Annotated in this window: 11 protein-coding genes; 9 read left to right on the top strand and 2 right to left on the bottom strand. The window is 71.8% G+C overall.

The annotated features are described in order from the left end of the window. Positions 1–32 precede the first annotated feature (32 nt). The 8 genes from ACFOWE_RS20060 to ACFOWE_RS20025 all read left to right on the top strand — a co-directional run bounded on the left by ACFOWE_RS20060 (position 33) and on the right by ACFOWE_RS20025 (position 15,756). Complete coding sequence (locus ACFOWE_RS20060; protein WP_377290006.1) at positions 33–890, top strand: helix-turn-helix domain-containing protein; 858 nt, start codon at positions 33–35, stop codon at positions 888–890. A 20-nt stretch (positions 891–910) separates the two neighbouring features. Beyond that, positions 911–1,126, top strand: a complete 216-nt coding sequence (locus ACFOWE_RS20055; RefSeq protein WP_377290004.1) for a DUF397 domain-containing protein — start codon at positions 911–913, stop codon at positions 1,124–1,126. Positions 1,127–1,435: 309 nt separating this feature from the next. Beyond that, complete coding sequence (locus tag ACFOWE_RS20050; protein WP_377290002.1) at positions 1,436–1,573, top strand: hypothetical protein; 138 nt, start codon at positions 1,436–1,438, stop codon at positions 1,571–1,573. Between the two features lie 322 nt (positions 1,574–1,895). Further along, entirely contained in the window at positions 1,896–5,510 is a 3,615-nt protein-coding gene (pglX, locus tag ACFOWE_RS20045) for a BREX-2 system adenine-specific DNA-methyltransferase PglX (RefSeq protein ID WP_377290000.1), read from the top strand. 3 nt (positions 5,511–5,513) lie between these two features. Continuing rightward, positions 5,514–9,125 (top strand): hypothetical protein, encoded by a 3,612-nt coding sequence (locus ACFOWE_RS20040; RefSeq protein ID WP_377289998.1) that lies wholly within the window; start codon positions 5,514–5,516, stop codon positions 9,123–9,125. Further along, the gene (gene pglZ, locus ACFOWE_RS20035) at positions 9,122–11,983 is read left to right on the top strand and encodes a BREX-2 system phosphatase PglZ (RefSeq protein WP_377289996.1); all 2,862 of its coding nucleotides are present in this window, start codon (positions 9,122–9,124) and stop codon (positions 11,981–11,983) included. The genes ACFOWE_RS20040 and pglZ overlap by 4 nt, the downstream gene beginning before the upstream one ends. Before the next feature lie 102 nt (positions 11,984–12,085). Then, positions 12,086–13,390, top strand: a complete 1,305-nt coding sequence (brxD, locus tag ACFOWE_RS20030; protein ID WP_377289994.1) for a BREX system ATP-binding protein BrxD — start codon at positions 12,086–12,088, stop codon at positions 13,388–13,390. A 206-nt stretch (positions 13,391–13,596) separates the two neighbouring features. Then, entirely contained in the window at positions 13,597–15,756 is a 2,160-nt protein-coding gene (locus tag ACFOWE_RS20025) for a DEAD/DEAH box helicase (RefSeq protein WP_377289992.1), read from the top strand. A 19-nt stretch (positions 15,757–15,775) separates the two neighbouring features. Here the strand turns inward: ACFOWE_RS20025 and pglX (ACFOWE_RS20020) are convergent, their stop codons facing one another. Continuing rightward, positions 15,776–19,348: a BREX-2 system adenine-specific DNA-methyltransferase PglX gene (gene pglX / locus ACFOWE_RS20020; RefSeq protein ID WP_377289990.1), complete on the bottom strand. Its 3,573-nt coding sequence runs from the start codon at positions 19,346–19,348 to the stop codon at positions 15,776–15,778. 317 nt (positions 19,349–19,665) lie between these two features. Here pglX (ACFOWE_RS20020) and ACFOWE_RS20015 point away from each other — a divergent pair, with 317 nt between their 5' ends. Continuing rightward, positions 19,666–20,496: a hypothetical protein gene (locus ACFOWE_RS20015; protein WP_377289988.1), complete on the top strand. Its 831-nt coding sequence runs from the start codon at positions 19,666–19,668 to the stop codon at positions 20,494–20,496. A 4-nt stretch (positions 20,497–20,500) separates the two neighbouring features. Here the strand turns inward: ACFOWE_RS20015 and ACFOWE_RS20010 are convergent, their stop codons facing one another. Continuing rightward, complete coding sequence (locus tag ACFOWE_RS20010; RefSeq protein ID WP_377289986.1) at positions 20,501–20,689, bottom strand: hypothetical protein; 189 nt, start codon at positions 20,687–20,689, stop codon at positions 20,501–20,503. Between the last annotated feature and the right edge of the window lie 38 nt (positions 20,690–20,727).

Here is a 20,727-nt window from a genome sequence, read left to right as displayed (position 1 = left end):
GTGATCACGTAGGCAGGTCAGGAGGAAGACCCATGGCCAACTTCTCGCCGACCGTCCGCCACCGACGCTTGCTCCGAGAGCTGCGGCAACTGCGGATCGCCGCCGGTCTCAAGCAGGAAGAGGTGGCGGAGCACCTGGACTGGTCGACCTCACGGATGACCAAGGTGGAGGGCGGAACGCTCCGGATCTCCGTCAACGACGTCCGCGCAATGCTCCAGCTCTACGGACTCCGTGAGGGGGCCGAGTACGAAGCGCTCATCCAACTGGCCAGACAGGCGAGGGAGCGTGGCTGGTGGCATGCGTACAGCGATGTCATCCCGCAGTGGTTCCAGGTGTACGTGGGCCTGGAGGCGGAGGCGTCATCGCTCCGCAATTACGAGCCCGAACTCGTTCACGGGCTCCTGCAGACCGAGGACTACGCTCGGGCCGTCTACCAGGCGGCAAGAGTGCTGGACTCGGCCGATGAGATAGACCGCCATGTGGGGCTCCGCATGGCACGGCAGGACGTCATCACGCGGTCCGAAGATCCCATGCACCTGTGGGCGATCATGAACGAGGCGGCTCTGAGGCGTCGCGTCGGCGGTGCCCATGTCATGGAACGGCAACTGCGGCACCTGGTGAACCTCTCGGCGAACCCCAACGTGACCATCCAGGTCCTGCCTTACGAGGCCGGAGCGCATGCGGCGATGCTCGGTTCCTTCGCCGTTCTGTCCTTCGCCGAAGGGGGCGGGGAGGTCGTCTACCTGGAGTACATGACCGGAAGCCTGTATCTGGAGAAGTCTGAAGAGGTCCAGGTGTATACGCTGACATATGACCATCTGCGCGCTTCGGCACTCAGCCCGCGCGATTCGGTTGACTTGATCGCGAAGCTTGCCAGAGAAGGCTTCTGAGTGCCGGGAAAGGGGATCCCGTGTCCGGTGAGGACCTGTCCGATGCCGTCTGGCATAAGAGCAGCTACAGCGGGGGGAACGGCGGCAGTTGCGTCGAAGTCGCTTCGTTGTCCGGAGGGCGGGTCGGTGTGCGCGACAGCAAGGACCGGAGTGGGCCTGTTCTGGTCTTCACGCCTGCGGAGTGGAGGGCTTTCCTCGCCGGTGTGAAGAGCGGCGAGTTCGACGGCCAGGGCTGATCGTCGCGGCGGTGGACGGTCGCTGTCCGTGGACCGGGTGTGCCGGAAGATCGACGCGTGAAGCCCAGGGTCGTTTTCCGGGAAGTGTGCGTCCGGACGGGCCTTAGGCTCAAGGGGTCGTCGCAACACCCTGATCGTTGGGGGTGTGAGAGATGGGTCATCCTGAAGCACTGCTGTCGGTACGCCGGAGGTTCTGGCGGCGGATCGGGTGACGCGTTGACTGTGACATGTCCGACACCGCGATAGGGATGATCGACACCGGGTCCGGTCGATGGGATGGTGACGGTGACCGCGGACCAGGGAGGCGGCATGCAGTCCGACCCGAAGTGCGTGCTCGACCAGTCGCGTCCCTGCGGTGGTTGCAGCGCGGCCGGCCCGCACGAGTGCCCCTACGCCTACCTGGTGGAGCCCGGAGAGCCGGACCCGGCCGCCGAGACCGGCCGGTGAGTCCGGCCCCGTTCTCCGGCTCGATGGCCCGATGCTCCAAGGGCTGGGATGGCGAACGGATGGTCCCGGGCGGTTTCCGATGATCGGCTTCATCGGTCGCTTATGCGCCCGTATTGTTATTGCGCTGGTTCGGCGTGCCCTGCTGGAGTTGCGAGACTGACAGGGCGTGTCCGGCGCGGTGGATCGCCGTGGACCGCGACAGGGGCGGCAGGGCGTGACCGGGCACGGGCGGCCACGGCAGGCCACGGCAGCCGCAGTAGGCCGCAGCGCAGCGGGCCACGGTGGGGTGGCCGGCGGGTGACGGGACGGGAAGGGTGATCAGGTGTCGGTTATCTCCGCCGCACTGCTCAAGGACCTCCAGCAGCAGGCGCGGCGCGTCGCCGACGACCTGCGGGAGCAGGCGGGCCGGATCCCGGAGATCGGTGACCGGCTCAAGGAGATGCACCGCCGGGCCGGGGGCATCGGCCGGACCGGGGAGAGCTGGAACGACTGGCTCATCGCGCAGAGCGCCCAGGCCGCCAGCTCGTGGGTGGTCGCCTGCGCGTTCATCCGCTTCTGCGAGGACAACGACCTGACCGCCCACCGCTGGATCGCCTCCCGCGACGCGGCCGGTCTCGCCACCTCCGAGGCCGCCGACGCCGAGGCCGACTGGATCCAGCGCAACCCCCGGCTGACCGCCCGCGAGTGGCTGCGCGCGTCCTTCACCTGGCTCCGCTCCACCCGGGCCGGGCACGCGCTCTTCCCCGACTCCGACTTCGTCTGGTGGTGGGACCTCTCCGCCGACCAGGCCGAGGAGCTGATCGCGCTCTTCCGCCGCCGGGACGCGGAGGGCGTACGGCTGGCGCACGACGAGTTCCACAGCCCGGACCTGGACACCCGCTTCCTCGGCGACCTCTACCAGGACCTGTCCGAGCACATCCGCAAGCGCTACGCCCTGCTGCAGACCCCGGTCTTCGTCGAGGAGTTCATCCTGGAGCGGGTCCTCGACCCGGCGCTGAAGGACTTCAGGCTGGAGGAGCTCAAGCTGATCGACCCGACGTGCGGGTCGGGCCACTTCCTGCTGGGCGCGTTCGACCGGCTGCTGGAGGAGTGGAACACGCGCAAGCCGGGGATGGACGAGCGGGTCCGGGTGCAGAAGGTGCTCGACGCCGTCCACGGCGTGGACATCAACCCGACCGCGACGGCGATCACCAAGTTCCGCCTGATGGTGGCGGCGCTGAAGGCGTGCGGGGCCACCCGCCTCGACGGGCCGGACGTGCCCGCGCTCAGCCTCAACATCGCGACCGGGGACACGCTGCTGTACGGCGGCGGCAGGGCGGCCGGGGGCGGCCGTCAGATGGCTCTGGACGTCTTGGAGAACGACCCGCTCGCCGCGCACCTCTACGACTGGGAGGACATCGACCGCTTCCCCGGCATCCTCGACTACGGCCGCTACCACGTGGTCGTCGGCAACCCGCCCTACGTTCCGGCCAATGACAAGACACTTAGGGACGCTTATCGGGAACGCTACAAGGAGACCTGCTCGGGCAAATACGTTCTCACGGTTCCGTTCGCTGAGCTTTTCTTCCGGCTTGCGGTCAGAGACAACGAGCGGCCGGGATATGTGGGACAGATCACGGCGAACTCGTTCATGAAGCGGGAGTTCGGCAAGAAGCTGATCGAGAACTTCTTTGCGCATAAGGCGGATCTGACGGAAGTGATCGATGCGTCTGGTGCATACATTCCAGGGCACGGAACTCCAACAGTCATTTTGATCGGCAAGAATCGCGACAGGAATCGGCTCAGTGAAGTGCGTGCGGTGCTCGGTATCCGTGGTGAGCCATCTCGGCCTGCGGACCCCGCGCGGGGGTTAATATGGCGTTCCATAGTTGACTTCATCGATCGGCCCGCTGCGGATACGAGATATGTGTCTGTAACGCAGGTACCTCGTCAGCGGCTGGCTACTCATCCATGGACGCTTTCCGGTGGCGGCTCCGGCGAACTTGTCTCGCTGATTGAATCCTCGCCGAAGAAAGTTCGGGATGAGATTGGCAGGCCGATTGGGTTTGCGAGTTTTCCTGGCCAGGATGACGTGTTCCTCGTCGGCACTCCGTGGCTCCGCAGGCGGGGTGTTGTCTATCCTCTGGCGAGACCACTTGTTGTTGGCGAAGCGGTACGTGATTGGGCTGCCGGCGACAGTGGAGGCGCTCTCGTTACTTTCAATGAGAGCCAGTCACCGGTTGATTATATAGACAGTTCGTCCTGGGGGCGGCATCTGTGGCGGTTTCGGCAAATCCTAAGATCTACTGTTGGATTTGACGGGCAAGTGCCCTCCGAGGCCGGAGTGGCCTGGTGGGGTTGGTATCGATGGGTGTCAGAGCGCTACATGACGCCCTTGTCGATCACATTTGGGGAAGTAGCGACCCATAATCACTTCGTGCTGGATCGCGGTGGCAAGGTTTTCAAACAGACCGCTCCGGTGATCAAGCTGCCGGAGGGGGCGACGGAAGACGACCACCTCCGGCTCCTAGGACTGCTCAACTCCTCCACGGCCTGTTTCTGGCTCAAGCAGGTCTGCTTTCCCAAGGGCGGAAGCGGGATGGGGCGGGGCATCCAGCCCGAGGACTGGATGGAGCGGTTCGCGTTCAACGCCACGAACGTCGCCGAGTTCCCCCTCCCCGGCGGCGCCCCCCTGGAGAAGGCCCGCCGTCTCGACGCCCTCGCCCAGCAGCTCGCCGCCCTCACCCCCCAGGCCGTCTGCGCGCAGGCCGTACCGTCCCACGAGGCGCTGGCCGAGGCGCGCAAGCGCCACGACGCCGTCCGGGCCGAGATGATCGCCGTCCAGGAGGAGCTGGACTGGGAGGTCTACCGGCTCTACGGGATCCTGGACGAGGACCTGACCTACCACGGCGACGACCTGCCCGGCCTGGCGCTCGGCGAGCGGGCCTTCGAGATCGTCCTCGGCGCCCAGGTGCTCGACGGGGAGAACGACACCCAGTGGTTCGAGCGGCACGGCTCCACCCCCGTCCGGGACGTGCCCTCCCACTGGCCGCAGCCGTACCGGGACCTCGTCCGCCGCCGGATCGAGGTCATTAAAGACCGGCCGCTGCTCAAGCTCGTCGAGGCGCCCGAGTGCAAGCGGCGCTGGTCCGCCGAGCCGTACGGCAAGACCCGCGCCGAGGCGCTGCGCACCTGGCTGCTGGACCGGCTGGAGGCCGAGGAGCTCTGGTTCGACGGCGGCCGGGAGCACGGCACGCCCCGCACGCTCAGCGTGGCGCAGCTCGCCGACCTGGTCCGCACCGACGCCGACTTCCGGCAGGTCATGGACCTCTACGTCGGCCGCCCCGACCACGACCTCACCACCGAGCTGACCGCCCTGCTCTCCGGTGAGCACGTCCCCTACCTCGCCGCCCTCCGGCACACCCCCACCGGCCTGCTCAAGCGCCAGGACTGGGAGGAGGTCTGGGCGCGCCAGCGCCGCGAGGACGCCGGGGAGAAGGTCGAGATCGACGTCCCGCCGAAGTACAACCCCAAGGACTTCGCCAGCCCCTCCTACTGGCGGCACCGGGGCAAGCTCGACGTGCCCAAGGAGCGGTTCGTCGGCTACCCCGGCGCGCAGCGGGAGAACGACGCCACCCCCGTCTACGGCTGGGCGGGCTGGGACCACCTGCAGCGGGCCACCGCGCTGGCCAACACGCTGATCGAGCGCGAGTACCCGGCCGGCGACGAGCGGGCCGTGCCGCTGCTGGCGGGCCTGGCCGAGCTGGAGCCGTGGCTGCACCAGTGGCACCACGAGTACGCGGACCTCTACGCCGGTTCGCCGGCCGACTACTTCACGGCCTGGCTGGACGGCCGGCTCGCCGAGCGGGGGCTGACCCGCGAGGCGCTGGCCGCCTGGCGGCCCGAGGCCGGGCGGCGCGGCAGGAGAGCCGCGGGCACTGCGAAGAAGGAGAGCTGACCCATGGCGACCCTGCTCAGGGACGTCCTGAACATCCCCGAGGAGCTGAGCGCGAACGACTTCGTGCTCAAGCTCAGCGACGGCGTCTCCGCGGTCAGGCCGACCCTGGACAGCTACGTCGTCACCACCCAGCTCGCCGGGAGCTTCGAGGCGGCGCTCTCCCTGGTGAAGGGCGCGCTGGAGAAGAACCGGAGCGACGCGGCGTTCCTGCACGGCTCGTTCGGCTCCGGCAAGAGCCACTTCATGTCGGTGCTGCACGCCGTACTCCGGCACGACCCCGACGCCTGGGGGATGCGGGATCTGGCGCCGACCCTCGCCAAGCACGACCCGTGGCTGTCCGGCCGCCGGATCCTCTGCCTCACCTACCACCTGGTCGGCGTCGAGACGCTGGAGGAGGCCGTGCTCGGCGGCTACGTCGAGCAGATCCGCCGGCTCCACCCGGAGGCGGAGCTGCCCGAGGTGCACAGCACCGACGGCCTGTTCGCCGATGCCGACAACCTGCGGGCCCGCCTCGGCGACGAGGTGTTCTTCGCCGGGCTCGGCACGATGTCCAACCCCGGCTGGGGCGGCCTGGCCGGGAACTGGGACGCCGCCTCCTACGAGGCCGCCCGCCGGGCCGGGGTCGGCGACCCCACCCGGGCCAGTCTGGTCTCCGCGCTGGTCGGGGCCTACTTCACCGGCTACACGCGCGGCGCCGCCTACCTCCCGCTCGACGAGGGGCTGGAGGCGGTCAGCGCGCACGCCCGGCGGCTCGGCTACGACTGCGCCGTGCTCTTCCTCGACGAGCTGGTGCTCTGGCTCGCCTCCCGCAGCTCCGACCCGGCCTTCGTCGGCCGGGAGGGCGCCAAGGTCGCCAAGCTGGTCGAGTCGGCCTCCGGCCGGCGCGCCATCCCGCTGGTGTCGTTCGTCGCCCGCCAGCGCGACCTGCGCGACTTCCTCGGCACGAACATCCCCGGCGCGGAGAAGTACGCCATCGGCGAGACGTTCCGCTGGTGGGAGGACCGCTTCAACAAGATCACTCTGGAGGACCGGAACCTCCCGGTGATCCTGAAGCGACGGCTGCTGCAGGAGCGGCCCGGCGCCGAGGGCGCGCTGGAGGCGGCCTTCCGCAAGGTGACCCGCGAGCCGAAGGTGTGGAACGTGCTGCTGGAGGGCCCCGACGGCTCCTCCGACGCGGCGGCCTTCCAGAGCACCTACCCCTTCTCCCCGGCGCTGGTCTCCACCATGGTCGCGCTGTCCGGGCTGCTCCAGCGGGAGCGCACGGCGCTGCGCACCATGGCCGAGCTGCTCCGGCGCGGCCGGGACGAGCTGACCGTCGACGACATCATCCCCGTCGGCGACGTCTACGACGTGCTGATGGACTCCGGGGTGGTGCCGCTCACCGACGAGATGAAGCGGCACTTCGCCAACGCGCGCGCGCTGTACGAGGAGAAGCTGCTGCCCCGGCTGCTCCAGAAGCACAAGCTCGTCTCCGTCGAGGAGACCCGGGGCCTGCCGCGCACCCACCCGTTCGTCACCGACGCCCGCCTGGTGAAGACCGCCCTGCTGGCCGCGCTCGCGCCCGGCGTCCCGGCGCTCACCGCGCTCACCGCGCGGAAGCTGGCCGCGCTCAACCACGGCACCATCGTCACCCCGCTCAGGGGCGAGGAGGACAAGCGGGTCCTGGCGCTCTTCAAGCACCTGGCCGGCTCCGGGGTCAGCGAGATCCACTTCGCCGACGACCCCGGCAACCCGCTGATCAGCGTCCAGCTCGCCGGGGTCGACTACGAGAGCGTGCTGGAGCGGGTCCGCAACCAGGACACCAAGGGCGAGCGGCAGCGCCTGCTGCGCGAGATCGTCTTCGACTCGCTCGGCGTGACCGTGCCGACCGAGACGATCGGCGGCGTCTACACGCACTCGTTCGTCTGGCGGGGCAGCCGCCGGGCCGTCGACATCGTCTACGGCAACATCCGCAACGAGGACCTGCTGAGCCGGGACGCGCTCTGCGCGGACGGCGACCGCTGGAAGCTGGTCGTCGACTTCCCGTTCGACGACGCCGGGTACGGCCCCGAGCACGACCTGGCCCGCTTCGAGAAGCTGGAGCGCGAGGGCGTCGAGAGCCGGAGCGTGGCGTGGGTCCCCGCCTTCTTCACCGAGGAGCGCGAGCGGGACCTCGGCGAGCTGGTCGCGCTCCGCTACCTGCTGGCCTCCGCCGACCGCTACGAGCAGAACGCCAGCCACCTGTCGGTCCAGGACCGCGCCGCGGCCAAGGCGCTGCTGACCAACCGGCGGACCACCCTGGAGACCAAGATCCGGGAGGTGGTCCAGCAGGCGTACGGCGCGGTGCCGCGGGACCCCGCCGACATCGACACCACCCGCGGGCACACGGCGTTCTACGCCACCCTCGACCCCCGGCTCACCCTCGGGGCGCCGGTCGGCGCGCGGCTGGCGGACTGCCTGGCCAACCTGCTCGACCAGATGCTCGGCTCGCAGTACCCCGACCACCCGAAGTTCGCCGGTGAGGTCCGCCGGGCCGAGGCGACCCTCGTGCTGCAGTATCTCGACGCCGCCGCCGCCCAGGAGAGCGGGCGCGTCCCCATGCCGGCCAAGGACCGCGAGGTGCTCCGCAAGGTCGCCAACCCGCTCGGCGTCGGCGAGGCACTGGAGAACGCCTTCCTGTTCAACGCCGACACGTTCCCGCTGCGCAGGCACTTCATCCAGCGGGCCGCGCAGGAAGGGCTCGGCGAGGTCATCGGCGTCGACCGGCTGATCGCCTGGCTCGACCAGCCGCAGCCGCGCGGGCTCGACCCGCTGACCCGGGGCCTGGTCGTCGCGGCCTTCGCGCTCGCCCAGGACCGCGAGTGGTACGCCAAGGGCGGCGGGCCCGTCGCCCGGCCGCCGCTGGAGCGCATCGACGGCGGCTACGAGCTGCGGCTCCCCCGGCTCCCGGACGAGGCCACCTGGAAGCGCGCCGTGGAACGGGCGGCGAAGCTCTTCGGCGTGCACGTCACGCCGCTGCGCACGGCGGCCAACGTCAACCGGCTGGCCACGGCCGTCCGCGAGCGGGCCCGCGACCTCCGGCTCCCCGCCCGCGAGCTCGTCGCCGTGCTCGGCGCCCACCGCGACGTCCTCGGACTGGTGGAGGACGCGGGCCGGTACGCCACCGCCCGGGACGCGGCGGCGCTGGTCGCCGGGCTGCTCGACGAGAACGGCGACGCCGCCGACCTCGCCGAGGCCCTCGCGGAGTCGCGGGAGTCCGCCGTGGAGGAGGTCCTCGCCAAGTCGCTCAGCTCCGCCCGGGACGTCGCGGCACGGCTGAAGGACATGGACTGGGAGCTGCTGGAGGCCGTCGCCTCCATGACGCACGAGCCGCGCGCGGCCGAGGTGCTGGAACGGCTCCGCGAGGCGGCGGCCCGCGACGAGTTCCAGACCGCGCTGGGCGCGGTGCTGCTGGAGGCCCGGAGCACCGCCCGGAAGATCCTGGCCGATCAGGCGCCGCCGGACCCGCCCGGCAAGCGCAGCGGCTCCGTCACCGTCGAGGCGGACCGGGTCGGCGACGCCGTGGCGGAGCTGCGGGCCTTCGCCGAGCGCAACCCCGGCGCGCGGATCACCGTCACCTGGAGCGTGCGCCCGTGACCACACCCGCGCCCCCGGCCCACCGCTCCCGGCCGTCGTCCGGCTCCTCACTGACCGCGGTGACGCTGCCGCTGGTCCGCGCGATCGTCACCGGGCTCCAGGAGGCCGGCCACCGCAGAGGCGTGGTCGGCGTCCAGGCGCGCCTCGAATGGACCGCCGAGCGGGAGTTCACCGTGAACGACGCCGCCGTCCGAGTCGAGGTCTGCCCGTCGCCGCTCGCCGTACGGGAGGCGATGCTCCGGCACGGCGACGGATACCTGGTCGTCGTCACCGACCTCGACGACGCCGACCTCGGCATCGGGATCCGCGCGCACCTCCTGCGGGGGCGGCTGCTCACGCTCCGCCCCTGGGACATGCTCAAGCAGTCCTTCCAGGCGCGCGACATCGACCCGCTCCTGCTCGACGAGGGCTGGGCCGCCGGGGCCCTGGCCCGGTGGGAGCCTCCTGAGGGCTGGCCGAAGGCCCCCGGCGGGACGCTCACCCGCGACCACGCCCTCGGCCACCTGGCCTCGGCCGTGCTCGGCGCGTCACGGGACGGCGAGCGCCACCTCTCCCCGCACCACCCCGACGCGCTCGGGCTGCTGCGCTGGAGCCTGGACCCGGTCGCCGTGCACCGGCTGACGTCCCTGCCCGCCGACGTCCGGGAAGGGCTCACCGGCTGGCTGAGCGGCGCCACCGGGGCGGCCGGGGCCTGGACGCTGCGCGCGGCGGAGGCCGGGCACGGCGGCGACGCCGTACCGCTCGCGCTGGTCGCGGGGCTGCTCTGGAAGGACGGCGCCCAGGACGCGGCCGAGGCCCGCGGCCTGCTGCGGGCGCGGGTCGGCGGGGCGGACCTGCCCGCCGAGCAGGCGCAGGCCTGGTCGCGGGCGGCGGAGGCACTGGCCGGCCAGCTCGACCGTCCCGACAGCCTGCTGGAGCGGGCCGAGGCGCTGCTGCGGGAGTTCAACGCCGAGGCGCTCCTGGCCGACTCCACCCTCCTGCCCGGCTCCTACGAGCTGCGGCTGCGCGCGTTCGCCACGGCGCTGCGGCGCTGCCTCCCGGCACGGGGCGCGGCAGCGACGAAAACAGCGCCGAACACAGCGCCGGACACAGGGCCGGACACAGCGCCGAACACAGGGCCGGACACGGTGCTCCCGGACGCGGCGGCGCTGGCCGCGGCGGAGGCCGCGCACGGCCGGGTCGCGGCGCACGATCTGGCCGGGTTCAACGCGCGCACGGACGCCGCGAGGATGGCGCTGCGGCTGCTCCGCTGGCTGGCCGTCCCCGGGAGGGAGACCGCCACCCTCGCCGACGCGCTGCACGAGCAGGTCCGCACCGGCGCCTACGTGGAGTGGGCCTTCCGCGGGGTCCGCGACCCCGACGACGCGGTCGCCGCCGCCTACCGGGACCTGCTGGCCGCCGTCGCGGCCCGCCGCGGCGAACACGACCGCAGGCTCGCCGGGCACCTGGCCGCGGCGGTCGCCGCCGACAGCGACCCCGGCACCCTCGTCCCGATCGAGTCGGCGCTCGCCGCGCTCGTGCGCCCGCTCGGCAGGTCGCTCCTCGTCGTCGTCGACGGCATGTCCGCGGGCGTGCTCGCCGAGCTGGCCGAGAGCCTCGCCGCACGGCGCTGGACCGAACTGGTCGACTCCTCCCTCGGGCACCGGCGGGTGCTGCTCCCGGCGCTGCCCACCGTCACCGAGGCCTGCCGTACCAGCCTGCTCACCGGGGCGCTGCACACCGGCGGGCAGTACGACGAGAAGACCGCCTTCCCCGCCGCCGTCGGTGATGCGCAGGCACGGCTGTTCCACAAGGACGACCTGCGCGCCCCCGACGGGCACGCCCTCGACCCCGCGGTGAAGGCGGCCGTCGAAGGGCCGGCGAAGGTGGTCGGCGTCGTGCTCAACGCGGTCGACGACTCGCTCGACAAGACCGGGCCGGCCGTCGCGTGGACGGCCGACCGGGTGACGCACCTGGAGGCGCTGCTGGAGGCCGCCCGGATCTCCGGGCGGCTGCTCGTCCTCACCTCCGACCACGGCCACGTGGTGGAACGCGGCAGCGAGCTGCGCTCCGGCACCGGCTCGGAGTCGGGGCGCTGGCGACCGGCGAGCAAGCCCGCCGGAGACGGGGAGATCCTCGTCTCCGGGCGGCGGGTGCTCCTCGGCGGCGGTCGTGTCGTGCTGCCCTGGCGGGAGGACATCCGCTACGGGCACAAGCGTGCCGGCTACCACGGCGGCGCGTCCGGGGCCGAGGTCGCGGTGCCGTTCGCGGTGTTCAGCGCCGTCCCGGTCGACGAGATCGCCGGATGGCGGCCCGCCCCGGCCCAGGAGCCCGCCTGGTGGCACAGCGCGGTGGCGACGGCGGGCCCGGCGGGGGAGCCCGCCGGTGCGGCCCACTCGAAGGCCGCCAGGAGCGGCGCCAAGGCCGCGAAGGCCGCAGCGAAGGCCGCCGCGAGGTCGAAGGCCCCCGAGGAGCAGGGCGAGCTGATCGCGATCGAGGAGGTGGCCGCACCGGCCGCCCCGCTCACCCCGTCCGCGCCGGTGGCCCCGTCCGCTCCCGGCTGGGCACGCTTCCTCGACGACCTGCTCGGATCGGAGCCGTACGCGGCGCAGAAGGCCCGCGCGGGCCGGGCCGCCCCCGACGACGCCCGGGTCCGCGCCGTCCTCGGCGCCCTGCTCGCAGGCGGGTGCCGGCTCCACGAGAGCACCCTGTCGGCCGCCGCGGAGGTCCCCGCCGCGCGCCTGCGGAACGTGCTGGCCGCCGTGCGGAGGGTGCTCAGCGTCGACGGTTACGATCCGATAAGTTACGACCCCGACGAGGTGACGGTGGAGCTCGACGCCGTCCTGCTCGCCGAGCAGTTCGGGATCCCCGGGCCGTGACGGGGCACCAGGCCGTGGAAGGACACCGGGGAGCGGCGCGGGCGGCGGGCGACGTCGCGGGGCACGAGGAGGCGGGACGGACCGTGAGGGCGGGGACAGGTCGTGAAGGTCAGTGAGCGCCGCCGCCGCGAGGTGATCGACGCGCTGCGGCGCGGGACCGTCCCCTCCGCCGGGCTCGACCTGCTGGCCGTGGGCCTCGACCGCTTCACCGCCGCGCTCGACGCCGAGCTGGAGACGGCGGCCCAGGGCGGTGCGGTCTTCAAAGCGGTCCGCGGCGAGTACGGCTCCGGCAAGACGTTCTTCGCCCGGTGGCTCGCCGAGCGGGCCAAACGGCACGGCCTGGCCGTCGCCGAGGTGCAGATCTCCGAGACCGAGACGCCGCTGCACAGGCTGGAGACCGTCTACCGGCGGCTCTGCGAGAACCTGTCCACCGCGGAGTTCCCGCCCAGCGCGCTCCGCTCGGTCGTCGACGCGTGGATGTTCACCCTGGAGGAGGACGCACTGGCCGGCGGCGTCTCCGAGTCCGACACCGAGGCGCTGGACAGGGCGGTCGAGGCGCTGCTGGAGAAACGGCTGGCCGAGGTCAGCCGCTCGGCGCCCACCTTCGCCGCCGCGCTGCGCGGCTACCGGGCCGCCGTCGCCGGGGGAGACCCGGCGACCGCCGAGGGCGTGCTCGCCTGGCTGGGCGGGCAGCCGCACGTGTCGGCCTCCGCCAAACGCGCCGCCGGGGTCCGCGGAGACCTGGACCACTTCGGCGCGCTGGGCTTCCTGCAGGGGCTGCTGACGGTCCTGCGGGATTCCGGCCACCGGGGCCTGCTGCTCGTCCTCGACGAGGTCGAGACGTTGCAGCGGGTCCGCTCCGACGTGCGGGACAAGGCGCTGAACGCGCTGCGGCAGCTCGTCGACGAGATCGACTCCGGGCGGTTCCCCGGGCTGTACGTGCTCGTCACCGGGACCCCCGCCTTCTTCGAAGGACCCCAGGGCCTGCAGCGGCTGCCCCCGCTGGCCTCCCGGCTGGCGGCCGACTTCACCACCGACCCGCGCTTCGACAACCCGCGCGCCGTGCAGATCCGGCTGCCCGGCTTCACCCGCGACGGCCTGCTGGAGCTGGGCGGCCGGGTCCGCGACCTGTACGCGGCCGGGGCATCCCCCCGTGTGCCCGACCTGGTCGACGACGCCTACGTCGCGCTGCTGGCCGAGGCGGTGGCGGGCTCACTCGGCGGCAGGGCCGGCGTCGCGCCCCGCGTCTTCCTGAAGAAGCTCGTCGGAGACGTGCTCGACCGGGTCGACCAGTTCCCCGACTTCGACCCCCGCGAGCACTACCGGCTCACCGTGCGCGCCGCCGAGCTCAACGAGGTCGAACGGAACGCGCTCACGACCGACGACGTCGAGCTGGACCTCCCGTGAACGGCGGCCCGCCGGCACCCGGGCCCCCGGACGCCGACCCGCCGGAGCCGGCCGCCACGGGCACCGGGCGGCCGGACCCCGGGGCCCCGGGTGCCGGGCGGCCGGACCCCGGGGCCCCGGGTGCCGGGCGGCCGGACCCCGGGGCCCCGGGTGCCGGGCGGCCGGACTCCGGGCCCGCGCCGGGCGCGGAAGGGCTTCACCCCGTCGTGCTGCACCACATCGTCAACACGCTCTGCTGGCCGGGGCTGCGGCCCCTGCAGGAGGCGGCCGTCGGACCGCTGCTCGCCGGATCGGACGCCCTGCTGCTGGCCCCCACGGCGGGCGGCAAGACCGAGGCGGCGATCTTCCCCCTGCTCAGCCGGATGGCCTCCGAGAGCCCGCGCGGCCTGTCCGTGCTCTACGTCTGCCCGATCAAGGCGCTGCTCAACAACCTCCTGCCGCGGCTGGAGGGCTACGCGGGCTGGATCGGCCGGCGCGCCGCGCTCTGGCACGGCGACGTCTCCACCGCGCGGCGCCGGCACATCCTGCGCGACCCGCCGGACGTCCTGCTCACCACGCCCGAGTCGATCGAGTCGATGCTGGTCAGCGTGAACGTCGACCACCGGATGCTCTTCGCGGGACTCCGGACGGTCGTGGTCGACGAGGTCCACGCCTTCGCGGGCGACGACCGGGGCTGGCACCTGCTGGCCGTACTGGAGCGGCTCACCCGCCTGGCCGGACGACCGATCCAGCGCGTCGGCCTCTCGGCGACCGTGGGCAACCCGCCGGAGCTGCTCGGCTGGCTTCAGGGATCGGGAGCGGGCACCCGGCCGGGCACGGTCGTCGCCCCGGAGACGGCGACCTCGCCGGTCTGTACGGCCCGCGGCGGGACGGCCGTGCCCGCGCGGCAGACCTCCGGTTCCGCACGGGCCGTCCCCGGCACGGCGACCGCGCCCCCGCAGGGAGAGGTGGAACTCGACTACGTCGGGTCGGTCTCCAACGCCGCGACGCTCCTGGCCGCGCTGCACCGCGGCGAGAAACGCCTGGTCTTCTGCGACTCCAAGCGGCTGGTCGAGGAGCTCGGCCACGCGCTGCGCGCACGGGGCGTCACCGTCTTCCTCTCCCACGCCTCGCTCTCGGCCGACGAGCGGCGCCGCTCCGAGCAGGCGTTCGCCGAGGCGCGGGACTGCGTCATCGTCGCCACCTCCACGCTGGAACTCGGCATCGACGTCGGCGACCTGGACCGGGTGGTCCAGATCGACGCACCGTCCACGGTCTCCTCGTTCCTGCAGCGGATCGGCCGCACCGGCCGCAGGCCCGGCTCCGTCCGCAACTGCCTGTTCCTCGCGCTGGACGGTGAGTCGCTGCTGCGGGCGGCGGGGCTCCTGCACCTGTGGGGGCAGGGGTTCGTCGAGCCGGTCACCGCGCCGCCCGAGCCCCGGCACCTCGTCGCCCAGCAGATCCTCGCCCTCTGCCTGCAGGAGCACCGGGTCGGCGACCGTACCTGGCAGGAGTGGTGGAACGGCCTGGCCCCCTTCGGCGCCCCGGCCGCACCGATCCTCCGGCACCTGCTGGAGGGCGGGTACCTCGACGAGGACGGCGGCATGCTCTTCATCGGCCCCGAGGCCGAACGCCGGTTCGGGCGCCGCCACTTCATGGACATGACGGCCGTCTTCACCGCCGCGCCCGAGTTCACCGTGCTGTCAGGGCGCACGGAGATCGGACGGACCGATCCCGCGCTCCTCACCGAGGAGGTCGAAGGCCCCCGCCTGCTGCTGCTCGCCGGACGGACCTGGCGCGTCACCTACACCGACTGGCGGCGGCGGCGCTGCCACGTAGAGCCCGCGGACGGTCACGGCAGGGCCCGCTGGGGCGGGACGGGGTACGGCGGGCTCTCCTTCGCGCTCTGCCGGGCGATGCGCGAGGTCCTGCTCGGCGCCGACCCGCCGGTACGGCTCAGCCGCCGCGCGGCGGAGCGGCTCGGCGCCCTCCGGCAGGACGAGGCCGGCTCCGTGCACCCCGGCGGCACGGTCGTCACCCGTGACCCGGCGGCCGGCGACGTCCGCTGGTGGACGTGGGCGGGCCACCGGGCCAACGCCACGCTGGCCGCCACCCTGGAGGGCCTCGCCGTGCCGGGTCAGCGGGTCGACGACGTGTCCATCCGCCTCCGCGGCGATCTCACCCTCCCGAGGTGGAGGGCAGGGACGGGGGACGCCGCCGGGCGGCTCTGCCTTCCCGAGGTGGACGGCAAGGCCCTGCACGGTCTGAAGTTCAGCGCGGCGCTTCCCGAACGCCTCGCCGTCGCCACGCTGGCCGCCCGACTGGCCGACCTCGACGGGGCAGCCGCCGTACTCGCCGAACCGGCGCGCTGGACGGTCCGCGGATGAGCGGCGGCCCCGGCCGGGGTCAGAGGTTCTTCCGCGGGCGCCCCCGGCTCGGCTTCGGGGGCCGCCACGCCCGCAGGGCCTCCTCGGAGAGGGCATGGCGGGTGCGGACGCGGTCGAGGCAGGCGCGGACCGCCTCCACGGTGGGTCGGTAGTGATATCCGCCGTCCGGATGGATCAGCCAGGGCTCCAGTTCGAGCAGCCCGGCCGCGAGGGGGATGACGGTCTCCGCAGAGGGGTTCTCTCGCTCCTGCGCCTCGGCGAGGTCGAGCAGGACACGGGCCCGGTCCCGGAGGTTCCACCCGCTCCAGCCGATCAGGAGGTCTCCTCCGCGGGCGACGCCCGGGTAGGAGATGAAGCGCTCTTTGGGGACGTCGAGCTTTCCCCGATGGCTCCAGTAACCGGTCTTGAGGAAGTCCGCCGCCGTGTACCTGGGCGGTACCGGGATGGTGTCGCGCAGGCGGTCGGCCGCGCGGTCGCCGGAGCGTCGGCGCAGCTCGTCCTCCTGCCGCTGGAGGTCCCAGACCTCCTCCCAAGCCGCGCGCTTGCGCAGGCCGGACTCGCGCAGGCGGAGCGCCGCGAGGTAAGGGACGTGCTGGTCGGCGAGGAGGTCCCGTAGAACCTGTTCCACGGTGCGGCGCGGGGCGTAGAAGTCCGCGGCCCTGACGAACTCGTCGTCCTGCCGGAGCAGTCCGGCCAGCTCCGCGACGGTCAGCGGGCGGGGGTGACGCCACCCGTCCCGCAGGCCGTACCAGAGCTCGGACGACTCGCACCGGTCGAGCAGCCAGGTGCGCAGGGCGTCGGACAGGAGCCTGTCCCAGCCCTCGCTCGCCCACCGCCTCTTGAACTCCGGCCGTTCCAGGACTCCCAGGACGGCGTTCCGCTCTATGGCGTCGATACGCCGTAGGACGACGTTCCGATACGCGTGCGGCCAGTCCTCGGGCACTGTGGTCACAGGTGCCAGGCCGTGGCGCTCGAACCAGTCGGTCTCGATCGTGCCGGAGGAGAGCCTTCTGGCCAGGACGATCTCGAAAGCGCGTTCACCGGGCCGCACACGCGGAACGTCGGCACCCTCGGAATCGGCCAGGAGGTCCTGAGAGTCGGGCAGCAGGCCGTACCGGCCGTAGATCTCCCAGTCCAGCTCCTCCTGGAGAGCGATCATCTTCTCCCTGAGCCGGGTCCAGCGCGCCCGCGCCTCCTCCAGCGCTTCGCGCGAGGGCGGGAGAGAGCTGCGGAGGACTTCGGCGGGTACGGCCGCGGCCAGTGCCTGGGCGTGATCGTCCAAGGTGGTCGCATGACGTGACCACCGGTCGCCGGACCAGCGGTCAGGGGGGAGGGGGAGATCCGCCAGGCGGGTGGAGGTGAACTCGTAGAAATCCGTCCACGGTTCACTGCTCCCCAACTGGTCGGGGCCGGACTGGCCCTTCCTCTGACTGTGCTGCTTGAGCCAGAAGCAGACGGCCGAGCTGTTGAGCAGCGCCGCCAGCTGCTTGTGGTCCACCTCCCACGCGGGTTTCGGCAGCTTGATCACAGGGGCGGAGTGCAGGGGGACGACGTCGGAGGTACGGAGCACGCTGAAGTGCGGGTGGGTGGCCACCCAGGGGAAGACGATCGACCAGTCATGTGCGCCTCTCGTCCCCGTGACGTGGTGCCAGCCGTACCAGGCGCGCCCGGCCTGGAAGTAGGAGCCACCGGAATGGTTCGCCCGGTGGCCCAGGACCGTCCGGTAGGGCCAGAGCCGTTCCAGCTGCTCCCGTGGGACACGCGGCAGTCCTACCCGGATCTCCTCGGGGCGGAAGGCCTCCATCACCGGGGTCACGGTCCAGTCCCGGACCTCCGAACCGGTGATCACTCTGACGGGCTCCTCCTTCTCCAGGCTCATCCGCCGGAAGGAGGCGGGCGGTGCGATGAAGACGTCGTCGGCGCCCGTGGTGGCGACATAGCCGATCCGCGCCACCCGCGCGCCGAGCCGGTTGCCGTCCCCCATGCTCCGCAGGATCGCCGTCGTCGTGGAGTCGGTGAGGTTCCAGGGGAAGCTCCGCAGCGCCGCCCGGTCGAGCAGCAGCGTCTGCGTCCACTCGTCCTCCCTCACCATGCCGGAGCTCTGGGCGAGGATCGACTGCCACACCCGCCCGCGCGCGGGATCGGCAGGAAGATCGGGCTCTCCGCGGAGGCCGACGACGGCGGTGACGGGGGTGCTGCGCGCGGGCCGGTTCCTGCCGAACAGGATGACGGTCGGGGTTCCGTGCCCGGGGATGTACGCCCCGGAGGTGTCGACCACCTGGGTGAGGTCGATCTCCGACAGGAAGTTCTCGATCAGACTCCGACCGAACTCCCGCTTCATGAAACTGTTCGCGGTGAGCTGGCCGACATGGCCGGCGCCTTCTCCCGAGGGGTTGGCGGGGCGGGCGAGCTGGAAGAAGCGCTGGGCGAACGGCACCGTCAGCGTGTACTTCCCGGAGCAGACATCGGCGTACGCGTCCCGGTACGCCTCGTTCATCCTCTTGTCCCTGACCGTGAGATAGGGAGGGTTGCCCACGACCGCGTGGTAGCTCCCGGCGGCCAGCAGGTCCGTCCCGGACGGGCTGTAGCGGCGCACGTCCCCGTCGGAGGGGGATCGCGGATCGGCGCTCTCGTCGCGGCGGAGTACGGCTGGGCGGCCGGGACCGTGGCGGCCGTCGAGAAGCGAGTCTCCGACGGCGACCGGCAGGACGAGCGGCGGAAGACCGGTGAGCCGCCGGACCTCTCCGGCCTTCATCGCGGCGACGAGGAGGCGGAACCGCGCGATGGTGACGGCGTTCGGGTTCAGATCGACGCCGTGGACCGATGCGGCGGACCTGCGGACCGCCTCCCACCTGTCCATACCGGGGGCGGCCCGCTGCCATTCGGACAGCAGCCGGTGGAAGGCGCCGAGCAGGAAACCTCCGGAGCCGCACACCGGGTCGATCATCCGGAACCCGTCCGGTCCGAACTCCTCCAGCGCGGGACCGAGGGTGCGGTCGAGGATGAACTCGCTGACGAACGCCGGTGTGCGGACCAGGGCGTAGGTCTTCCTGGCGGTCTCGGACAGATCCTGGTAGAGATCGCCGAGGAAGTCCGTACTCCACTCGGGGTCGGTGAAATCGTGGATCAGCTCACCGTTCTCGTCGCGGCGCCGCCAGAAGGCCAGCAGGCTCCCGGCCGCCTCATGCGGGATGGGCTCCTCCTGGTCGGGGAAGATCCGCACCGGAGCGAGCGCGGCTGTCACCTCCGCGAAGGCGGTCCTGAGCCGGTCGCGGTCGTTGTCGCGAGGGCGATCGCGGAAATACTCGCCCTGCCGGTGGATCGCCTGCTCGGACCGTTCTCCGGGGCCGGTGACGAACACCGGCTCGATCAGGCCGTTGTCCTCGCAGAACCGTAGGAGGACCGTGCCCAGGACCCATGCCGTGGCGGTGCGGTCCGCGCGCTCTTCCCGCTCGCTGGAGGGGGTAGCCGACCGCCGCGCCCCCCGCGCGGGTTCGCCGGGAGGCTCCGCCGTCCACGAGTCGAGCAGGTGAGCCTTCAACTCGGCCGTCTGCCGGCGGAGGTCGGCAAGCAGGGCCGTCCGATCGATCATCACATTCTCCTTGGGGGGACACTCGCCCGGGTGTGCACAGGCATCGGCGGGACGCGCCCTCGACGGCCACGGTAGGGGGTGGCCCGCGAGGACACTCCCTGCGTACCTTGTGCAGTTAATTATCGTAGCGTGTTAGCTAGTCTGCAGCATCCTTCCCGGGGTGTTCGAAAGCGGAGGCAGGAGAACTCTCCAGGGCGCGTCCTCTCTTTAGCTGCAGTGTCATTATGGTGAGAGATCTCCGTTGGACTGCGGGGTTGCGGGCGTCGTTTATTTTATGCATGGTGTTAGGGATGATCTCGTCGTCCTAGGAGGAAGCCGTGGTTCCCAGAGTGAGGCGGTCCGGTCCTTGTCTGATCTTCAAGCTCCCGCGCACCCCCGGCATCGAAGAGACGTTCCGGAAAGCCGTACGTGGAGCCACGCGCTGGGACGAAGATCTCCAAGGGTTCGTCGTCCCCGTCGGCCGGAGCGGTCTCACGGGCGCCTTGCTGAGTTCGATCAACGCGTTCGTCGCCGAACACGGTCTTCACATCGATCCCGAGGCACTCGCGCCGCTGGGGCGTCGTCCTCCCGGCGACTCTCACCCCCGGACGGAGGAGGCGGTTCCCTCCAATCCCGACCTGGTGCCAGGACGGCTCAACACTGATCTCCTGCCGCCCGACGCGTGGGGATCCGACCTGAGGAGCATCGTCTCCGTGGCCGACTGGAACCGGCTGCGTGACACCATCCCCAGCTGGTGCGAGATGTGCATGACACCCCGCCGGGGGGAACGCGGTCGGATTCGCCGGCCCGACTGCCATGAGCTGTGGGCCTTCGATGACGTCCACCATGTCCAGAAGCTCAGGCGGCTGGTCGCTCTGTGTGCTGACTGCCGCAGCGTGCAGCGTATCGACCAGGCCGAGAGCGGAGGCGGGATGATGCTGGTGCTCGCCGCCCTCTGCACGGCGAACGACTGGAGTCATGACCAGGCCATGGCCGAGATCGAGCGGGTCCGCCGGATCCGTGCTGAGCGTGAGCAGACCGACTGGGACCTCGACCTCTCCGTGCTCACGGGAGCCGTCACGATCGACGGGTTCCCTCGTCTCCGCATCTCCGCGGCCGAGCGCTCACGTCTGGCCGGTGCCGTTCACCGGGAGCGGGCCGAGCCGTGAGCGGCTACCGCCGTTGCGCCCGGTACCGCTTGAGAAGGGCGGTGATTCTTTCGGGATCCTTCGGGCCGTTCAGCTCGTCGAGGAGCTCGTCCGGGCAGAGCTCGTAGAGGTCGCCCCACCACCGCCGCCCGTGGTCGTCCCAGATGCGGTAGCCGCCCGGCACGCCTCTGGCGACGTAGCGTCGTCTGCTCATGGTGCGCCTCCTGGGAACACGGTATGCCGTCTCCGTGA

The sequence above is a fragment of the Planomonospora corallina genome, from assembly GCF_042650625.1.
GTDB lineage: Bacteria > Actinomycetota > Actinomycetes > Streptosporangiales > Streptosporangiaceae > Planomonospora_B > Planomonospora_B corallina.
The sequence above is the reverse complement of the archived record's forward strand: the minus strand, read 5'-3'. Positions and strand labels throughout refer to the sequence as shown.